We start from the raw sequence: 8,274 nt of genomic DNA on the forward strand, positions 1-8,274 counted from the left end.
TTCAGCGCAGCAACTCCGGTCGCGGAACGGTCGACCGTTTGGTCTCATCATCTGCCTGGTGCCTGTGCTGGCGCTTCAAACCTGAGGCCGCAGGACGGCGCCCAACCGGCGGTTCCTTTTCCGTGATGTAGCCGCGCAAAAACTTTGGCTTGTCCGGGCGGCCGGCTCGACGGTAATCACTCCAAAGGGAATCGGCGACGACCGAATGCGGCAGCCCGGATTCTGTCGTCAAAAACTCAAACAGCCACTCCATCAGACGCGGCAGCGCAATGCCGGACTTGCGTCCGGCCCGCGCGAAGAGCCAGTCGCTCCACCGCATAAACGCCGCGAACGGTGACGGTGTCCCGCTCCAAATCAGCGGCGTGGTCTCCACAAAATTGCCGCTGTTGCCCACGAGATCCCAATAGCGGGCGAAGCGGCGCACCCGTTGCATGTCGACGAAGCTCACAAGTTTGTTCTGCAGGATTTCGTACGGCGGGTCGGGATTGTAGATCATTCCTCATTCAGCGTCGTGGCGAATGATCGGCGTTCCGCGCAACCGTTTGAGAATGCCCACTTGAATCTCCTGGGGACGGAGCGCGATCAGCCGGTCGAACCCGGAGGCGAAGCTCTCAAGCGATTCTCCGGGAAGGCCGGCGATCAGGTCCGTGTGGACATGGACGCCGGTTTGTGAACGGAGAAACCGAAGGTTGTCGGCGAGTTTGGCATAATCCTGCCGACGGCTGATGAGCCGGCTGACCCCGGCATTGAACGTCTGAATGCCGATCTCAAACTGCAGGGCGCCTGCCGGGAATTGTGCGATGAGATGGCGCAATGCGTCCGGCAGACGATCGGGGATCATTTCAAAGTGTACGAACAAACCCGGTCGATAACGCTCGTAGAAGAACTGGAGTATTGCTTTGCTGACGTCCAGGTTCAGGTTGAATGTGCGATCCACAAACTTGAATTGTCGGACTCCGCGACCGAGCAGGCGTTCCATCGCTTCAAGAAAAGCGGGCAGGGGAAACTGCCGCACGGGAACGTTGAGTGACGACAGGCAAAACTCGCAGGTGAACGGACAACCGCGCGATGCCTCCACATAAATGACACGATGCGCCACGTCCTCTTCCGTGTAGAGGTCGTAAGGCAGCACCAGTTCGCTCAAACCGGGACGTTCGGCGGCGATGATTTTATCCGCAGGGCGGCTCCCGGAAAGGATTTTGCGGCAAGCTTCGGCGAACTTCCGGTCTGCTTCGCCCGTGATGACATAATCCGCGAGGCGCGCGATTTCCTGATTCTCGACCTCGAAACTGACTTCCGGCCCACCAATGACAACAACAACATCGGGCCGCAATCGTTTGAGTGCCGCGACGGTTTCGGTCGTCTGCGCCACGTTCCAGATGTAAACGCCGAGGCCGATGATTTTTGGCTGGCGGGCCAGCAGCACCTCCACCACATCGAGAGGCCGCTGCGTGATATCGAACTCGACGAGGCAGGTTTGTGTCCTCAGTTCGCCCAGATTGGCGAGCAGGTAACGGAGACCGAAGGCACTGTGGACATATTTCGCGTTCAGCGTGGCAAGGATGATCTCAGCCATAGGGGCGGCTCAACTTATCACGTTACATCGTCGGTGCGCAAAGTGAATAGCAGAGAGGGGAGCATCCTCTTTGTTCGTATTCCACCGCAGAGACACACGTTCATAACCTGGGAACAAGCGGTGAATAACAAGTGACAAAGTCGCTCTTGACTTCCTTCGAGTCGGGCCGAGTTTGGTAGCGACGGTGCAATCGTATCCGGCCGTCTTTGTTTCGTGAAAAGTCGTTGCCAACAGCTGCCGATTTCATGAACGACCTGCTTGCTAAACCGAATGTCAGTGAATCAACGGCGGCGAGGGAGGGAGTTTTTTCCGCGGTCATCGCTTACGAGGATGCCATGACACGCGATCGTGCGATGCAGGTCTGCGAACGCCTTGTTCAGAGGTTCTGGAAGGACATGGAATTCAATTTCAGATGGTGGCGGTTCGATTTCCTGCGGGATGCTGGATTCGTCCGGCAGGCCGCGCGTCAGGCAGCGGGTTCTGATTTGATATTGTTTTCCGCGCACGCGCGGCGCGAGTTGCCTTGCATTGTTGAAAAATGGATCGAGACCTGGGTGCCGTGGCGGGGTGCGCGCGATGGAGTTCTGGTGGCGATGATCGGCACAGCTGAAGATCAGCTCAGAGGATTGGTCCCGATCCAGGTATATTTGCGCGAAGTCGCGCGGCGCGCCAATATGGACTATCTGTCGCAGGCCGCGGGCGCCTCAGTGAGTGAATTGAACACCTCGATCGAGACCATCACGAAGCGCGCGGAAAAGGTCACTTCGCTCCTGGATGGAATTCTGCATCACGCGACGATTCCTCCGCGTTGGGGAATAAACGAGTAAGCGTGGTTCGACGAGTCGGGTTCGTGGTTGCGAGGGAACCGGGAACACATCTGAACACTCAAGGTGGTTGATTTAACTCACGCGTTCATTAGCATCCAGGCATGAAAGTGCTTCTCCGACTTCGCTCGATACCCGGCGCGCTGTTCGCGATGATATGTGTTGCCTGGCTTCCGACGGGCGGCGCAGCACGCGCGATCGAAACGGCGATGGAGTCGTTACGGACATGCACGCCGATGTTGCAGATAACGATGGCGCAGCGTTTGTCGGCGTCGGACATCGCCATCTGCGAGCACAGCTATCATGCACTGGTTGTCGGCAGTTGGCCGCAGTATTGGAGGTCAGGAGGAAGGCAGTTCAGGGGAAGGGGATTCGATCGAGATCCGCGATGAATTTCACGGTGTGCCTCGCTGAACTTCTCGCAATATTCGGACGAGATCGGGATCGAGTCGAACGGAATTTCAGTGCTCCACTTGCTTCCGGCTCTTGCTTTCGGTGATGATTTTCTGTTCCAGCTCGCGCGGCATTTCTTCGTAGTGGCTGAATTCCTCGGTGTGAATGCCGCGGCCGCCGGTGAGTGAGCGAACCGTGGTGGCGTAGTGGTAAAGTTCCATCGCCGGAACCTGGGCTTTGACCACCTGAAACGAGCCGTCGGTGTCCATGCCCAGAATTCTTCCGCGCCGGCTGGAAAGGTCACCGATCACTTTGCCGAGCGCGTCCTCGTGGACTTTGATTTCGAGGTTGTAGATGGGTTCGAGCAAGCCGGGCCGCGCGTTGGTGAATGCTTCCTTGAACGCTTCCTTGCCGGCGATCTGAAACGAAATGTCGTTCGAATCCACCGGATGCATCTTGCCGTCGTAGAAATCAATCTTCAAATCCACCACGCGATAACCGGCGAGGATGCCTTCCGCGCAGGCCGACAGAACGCCCTTTTCAACGGACGGCACATAAACGCGGTCCACGTTCTGGCCGGTGAGAGTTTGTGTGAATTCAACGCCGGTGTTGCGTGGCTTTGGTTCAATGCGCATCCAGACCTCGGCGAATTGCCCGGCGCCACCGGTCTGCTTTTTGTGGCGATACTTCGACTCGGCCCGGCCCTTGATGGTCTCGCGAAATGGGATCCTCGGCGGGATAAGCTCAATCTCGACTTTATAGCGCCTCTTCAACCGGTCGGTGAGCACGGCAAGGTGCAAATCGCCTTGGGCGGACATCACGGTCTGGTGCAATTCGGAATCCACATGGTAAAGAAACGTGGGATCCTCCTCGTGCAATGCGGCCAGGCCGGTGGCGATTTTGTCCTCATCGCCCTTGGAATTCAGTTTGAGCGCAGCGTGAATGTTGGGTTTGGGATAAACGACTTTGGGAAGCGCAACGATCATGCGCGAACTGCAGAGCGTGTTGCCGGTGTGTGTGTCCTTGAGTTTGACAACCGCCCCGATGTCGCCAGCGTTGAGGCCGTTGACGGGCGTCCGGTTTTTTCCGTTGAGAACATAGATCTGGCCGACTTTTTCAGTGATGCGCCTGTCGCTGTTGTAGAGTTCCCCCCCAACTTTCACGGATCCGGAATAAAGCCGGAAAAAGGAAAGCTCGCCGAACTGGGCCTCGCTCATCGTCTTGAACACGTACAGGACCGGTTCGGGACTCGAGAGGGCGACCTGGGTTTCGTTGCCCGCGGTATCCACAGCCCCGACTTTCTCGCGGTCAACCGGTGACGAGCCGTATTTGGCAATGAAATCCATGAGTCGGGCGACACCGACGTTCGTTTCGGCGGAGGTGCAAAACACGGGAATGAACGACTGCTTTTGCACGGCGGCATGAACTCCGGCGCGCAGTTCGTCTTCCGACAAACTCCCTCGGTCGAAGAATTTCTCCAGCAGCGAGTCATCGGATTCCGCGATGTGTTCGATCAATCGTTTGTGCAGTTGATTGACTTTTTCCGACCATTCTCCGGCAGCCGGCACTTCCTGAAATTTGCCGCTCAAGTCCTTCTGATAAGTGACGATCTCACTGCGCATGACATCGAGGATGGTGTTAAAGCCGGAGCCCGGATTGACCGGCCAGTTCATTGGGAAGACCCGTTCTCCGAAGTGCTCACGGCACTGAGCGAGCGTTTTCTCGAAGTTCGACTGATCCTTGTCCATGGCATTTATCACAATCATCTTCGGAATGCCATATTGCGTGGCGTAATTCCAGACCTGGTCGGTACCAACCCCGACTCCATGATTCGCGTGGATGACGACGAGCGCGAAGTCACCGACGCGCAATGCGCCTAGACCTTCGCTGATGAAGTCCAGGTAACCGGGGGTGTCGATGACGTTGAATTTTTTTCCAAGCCATTCGGCGTGGAGCAACGAGGCGTGGACGGAGATGTGACGTTGCTGCTCGCTTACATGGTAATCGGATACCGTCGTGCCGTTCGCGACGCTGCCCATCCGGTGAATCGAGCCGCTGCACACCAGCATCGCCTCACTCAACATTGTCTTGCCCGATGAGGCGTGTCCGACGATTGCGAAATTCCTGATGTCAGACGATTGATACGTTTGCATGAGTCGAATTGACTGATCCTGGGGCCATGGATATTGGAATGCTTCGGTTCTATCAAACCGGGCCGGGATGGCCAACAAATCTTTACGCCCCGGAATGTTTTTTGCCATTTGCCTTTCAAGATTTGTAGGTTAAAATGAGTTCATCCTATGAAGACCGTGACCGTAGCTGCGTTTAACTCGCCTGCCGAAGCCGAACCGCTGAAGGGCCGGTTGGCAGCGGTTGGCATACAGGCCGAAATTCACAGCGAATCGAAATTGGGTGAGACACTTGATTTCTCTCGCCCGAGGGCCGGTGTGCGAATCGAAGTGCCGAGGGGCGATTTCGAAAGAGCGCTGCGCGTGGTGTATGACTGGAACGTCGCGTCAGCTCCTGAAGGAGCGGCTTCGTCGGCTGTGAATCGCGGTTCGACGGGGGGTGGTGCTCCTCGCCAAAGCGATTCGTGGCGTCCGGCGTGACTCTGATTCGCGGCAAGTGGTCGAAGTCGATGCTGCGATTGCGAAGTTGTGAACAGGTGGTGAATACGTTTTGAATATCTTCGCATTGCAGATCGTCGTACTCCGCCGTATAGAGCATTTGCTTCTTCATTAATGGGGTGAGCGGTCTGCGGGAAACGTGAGAAAAAGTTTTGCAGCTGGCGCACGACCCAGGTGGATTTGAAGGAGAGCAGTCCAAGCATACTGCCCGGACGGATTTGTGTGAAGGACGTGTTATGACAACTGAGTCAACCAGGATGGAGCCGCGAGTCATCGGCGTTGCGCGCGCCACTCGTGACTCGAAGACTGAGCCGGCACCGGGTGCGCACAGGTTGAGGGCGTTGCGCGGCGAACTGGAAGAAGAGCGCAACCACTGGACAGAGCAGGTAGCCGCGATGGTGGAGGAGGATTACCGTCAGCTGATGGCGGATTTGGACCAGGATTAGAACTCCTCACTCGATCGTTTCCCCGTCGCTTCAAAAGCCCGGTCGTGCGGGAAAAAGTGGTTGTGTCCACGGGGGCGATGTCGCAGATTTTGGAGGCGGAATTCATTGCCAGAACCTCATCTATGAACACACTCTATCCTCTTTTTGTCGCGTTGCTTGCGGGTGCGCGGTTGCTCTCCGCAGCGCCATCTGGTGAGGCGCTCGCCCTTGGGTCGCACGCGCCTGATTTCAAACTGCGCGGAGTGGATGGGAAGAGGTATTCGCTTGGAAGTTTCAAGAAGGCGGATGTTCTTGTGATCGTCTTCACATGCAATCATTGCCCGACCGCCCAGTATTATGAAGAACGGCTCAAACAGATTGCGGGCGATTACAAAACAAGGGGCGTTTCTCTCGTGGCGATCAACCCCAACGATCCTGGCTCGATTCGCCTCGACGAACTGGGCTACACTGATCTGAGCGATTCATTTGATGAAATGCGGATCCGGGCAAGGAGCAAAGAATTCAACTTTCCGTATCTTTACGACGGAGAAATGCAGGCGGCGGCACGAGCCTATGGCCCGGTGGCGACGCCACACGTTTTCGTTTTCGACAAGGAGCGTAAACTTCGCTACGCGGGCCGTGTGGATGACAGCGAACGGCCGGAATTCGTAAAGGTTCACGATCTACGCGACGCGATTGACGCATTGCTGGCAGGGCGGGAGGTTCAGTCCAAGCGCACAAAGTCGTTCGGCTGTTCGATCAAGTGGGCGGGCAAAGAGGAGGCGGTCAAACGATACATGCAAAACCTGGCCGCGGAACCGGTAGGTGTGGAGCTAGCGGGCGCGGACGTTTTGAAAGCCCTGCGCGACGGCGCTCCCGGCAAAACGCGGCTCATCAACTTTTGGGCGACATGGTGCGGGCCGTGCATCACTGAGTTTCCAGATTTGGTCACAATCAACCGCATGTACCGTCACCGTGCGTTTGAAATGATCACGGTATCCGCGAATTATCCCGACGAGAGGAATGCCGTTCTTGCATTCCTTCAAAAAAATCACGCATCAGGCCGCAACCTACTTTTTGGCGAGACGGACAAATACAAGCTCATGGAGGCGTTCGACCCCAAGTGGGACGGCGCGCTGCCATATACGATATTGATCGGGCCAGACGGACAAGTGGTCTATCGATGTCAGGACGCGGTTGACCCGTTGGAACTGAGGCGGGCGATCGTGAAATCGCTCCAAGAAGACCGCTTCAAATAAGCGCTTGCGCGGAGGCATCCGCGTTTTCCGACGACTTTGCCATCCGGGAATTGTCAGGTTTCAAAACAATATGCTGGACATTCAGTCAATGATTCTCTAACTGACTGGGTGTCGTAAGTTGTAGTCTCGGTCCGCCTGCAAGGCGGAACATCGGCTTTAGCCGAAACATAGCTTCTGCCTCCATTAGTTGAGTCCTCGCCCAGGGCTTACCCCGATATATTGTGGTTTTTAGGCTTTACTTTACAAGCCGTAGTGTAGTTACTCTGGGCAAATTATGTATCTGAAAAACCTGACCATGCTCGGCTTCAAGTCGTTTGCCGACAAGACGTCATTGAATTTTCAGCCTGGTATTACCGCCATCGTCGGCCCCAATGGGTGTGGCAAATCGAACGTTGCTGACGCGATCCGCTGGGTGCTTGGCGAACAATCTGCCAAAGCGCTTCGCGGTGGCGAAATGGCGGATGTGATATTCAATGGCACTGACGGCCGCAAGCCGCTGGGGATGGCGGAGGTGTCGTTGACGATTGGCGACGTGGACACGGAGCATTTGCTGGCTGCAGGCGTGGAACTGGCCTTCAACGAAGTGACGATCACGCGCCGCGTCTTTCGCGACGGGGGAAGCGAGTATTTTATCAACCGCACGCCGTGCCGCCTGAAAGACATTCAACAGCTGTTCATGGGGACAGGTGTTGGGCGGACGAGCTACAGCATCATGGCACAGGGAAACATTACGCAAATCCTCTCCAGCAAACCCGAAGACCGGCGAATGGTATTCGAGGAGGCCGCAGGCATTACGAAATTCAAGGCGCAGAAGCGCGAGGCACTGCGCAAGCTCGAATATACCGAGCAGAATTTATTGCGTGTCGGGGATCTGATTCGAGAAGTAAAACGACAAATCGGTTCACTCCAGCGTCAGGCAGGCAAAGCGCGCCGCTACAAGCAGTTGATGGTCGAGTTGCAGCATCTTGATACCCAACTCGCGCGGCACCAGTTTGACGTGCTGCAAGCGGAAATTGGCGAGCGGCGGAGTGCGGTCGAAAAGCTTCGGGCCGAAATCGAGGAATGTTCGGAAAACGTGCTCCGTGATGAAAATGAGATCTCAAAAATCCGCGAACACCTGGCGGAGTCCGAGCAGGAGATCAGCGAATCAAAACGGTTGGGGTTGGAGTT

At 56.2% G+C, this 8,274-nt stretch carries 8 protein-coding genes; 5 read left to right on the plus strand and 3 right to left on the minus strand.

The genetic code is table 11. The features are described 5' to 3' along the window. Position 1: 1 nt before the first annotated feature. The gene (locus VN887_20370; GenBank protein ID HXT42375.1) at positions 2-496 is read right to left on the minus strand and encodes a DUF4080 domain-containing protein; all 495 of its coding nucleotides are present in this window, start codon (positions 494-496) and stop codon (positions 2-4) included. Positions 497-499: 3 nt separating this feature from the next. Continuing rightward, positions 500-1,576 carry a radical SAM protein gene (locus tag VN887_20375; GenBank protein HXT42376.1) on the minus strand — a complete coding sequence of 359 codons (1,077 nt, stop codon included), beginning with the start codon at positions 1,574-1,576 and terminating at the stop codon, positions 500-502. Positions 1,577-1,821: 245 nt separating this feature from the next. Here VN887_20375 and VN887_20380 point away from each other — a divergent pair, with 245 nt between their 5' ends. Further along, a complete protein-coding gene (locus VN887_20380; GenBank protein HXT42377.1) occupies positions 1,822-2,403 on the plus strand; it encodes a hypothetical protein in 582 nt (193 codons plus the stop codon). Between the two features lie 101 nt (positions 2,404-2,504). Next, on the plus strand, positions 2,505-2,792 hold the full coding sequence (locus tag VN887_20385) for a hypothetical protein (GenBank protein ID HXT42378.1): 288 nt from the start codon (positions 2,505-2,507) through the stop codon (positions 2,790-2,792). 69 nt (positions 2,793-2,861) lie between these two features. On the opposite strand, the gene VN887_20390 is transcribed toward VN887_20385, so the two are convergent. Continuing rightward, the gene (locus VN887_20390; protein HXT42379.1) at positions 2,862-4,946 is read right to left on the minus strand and encodes an elongation factor G; all 2,085 of its coding nucleotides are present in this window, start codon (positions 4,944-4,946) and stop codon (positions 2,862-2,864) included. A gap of 710 nt (positions 4,947-5,656) precedes the next feature. Between VN887_20390 and VN887_20395 the strand changes: the two genes are divergently transcribed. The 3 genes from VN887_20395 to VN887_20405 all read left to right on the plus strand — a co-directional run. Continuing rightward, a complete protein-coding gene (locus VN887_20395) occupies positions 5,657-5,866 on the plus strand; it encodes a hypothetical protein (protein ID HXT42380.1) in 210 nt (69 codons plus the stop codon). A gap of 122 nt (positions 5,867-5,988) precedes the next feature. Beyond that, positions 5,989-7,104 carry a redoxin family protein gene (locus VN887_20400; protein ID HXT42381.1) on the plus strand — a complete coding sequence of 372 codons (1,116 nt, stop codon included), beginning with the start codon at positions 5,989-5,991 and terminating at the stop codon, positions 7,102-7,104. Positions 7,105-7,378: 274 nt separating this feature from the next. Further along, positions 7,379-8,274: AAA family ATPase (locus tag VN887_20405; GenBank protein ID HXT42382.1), on the plus strand; the 896-nt coding region annotated here is incomplete at its 3' end.

Origin of the sequence: Candidatus Angelobacter sp. (genome assembly GCA_035607015.1) — a bacterium.
Lineage (GTDB): Bacteria > Verrucomicrobiota > Verrucomicrobiia > Limisphaerales > AV2 > AV2.

Coding starts and splice junctions, on each gene's coding strand:
- VN887_20400 (HXT42381.1), top strand. CDS start 5,989: ATGAACACACTCTATCCTCTTTTTGTCGCGTTGCTTGCGGGTGCGCGG.
- VN887_20385 (HXT42378.1), top strand. CDS start 2,505: ATGAAAGTGCTTCTCCGACTTCGCTCGATACCCGGCGCGCTGTTCGCG.
- VN887_20395 (HXT42380.1), top strand. CDS start 5,657: ATGACAACTGAGTCAACCAGGATGGAGCCGCGAGTCATCGGCGTTGCG.
- VN887_20380 (HXT42377.1), top strand. CDS start 1,822: ATGAACGACCTGCTTGCTAAACCGAATGTCAGTGAATCAACGGCGGCG.
- VN887_20370 (HXT42375.1), bottom strand. CDS start 496: ATGATCTACAATCCCGACCCGCCGTACGAAATCCTGCAGAACAAACTT.
- VN887_20375 (HXT42376.1), bottom strand. CDS start 1,576: ATGGCTGAGATCATCCTTGCCACGCTGAACGCGAAATATGTCCACAGT.
- VN887_20390 (HXT42379.1), bottom strand. CDS start 4,946: ATGCAAACGTATCAATCGTCTGACATCAGGAATTTCGCAATCGTCGGA.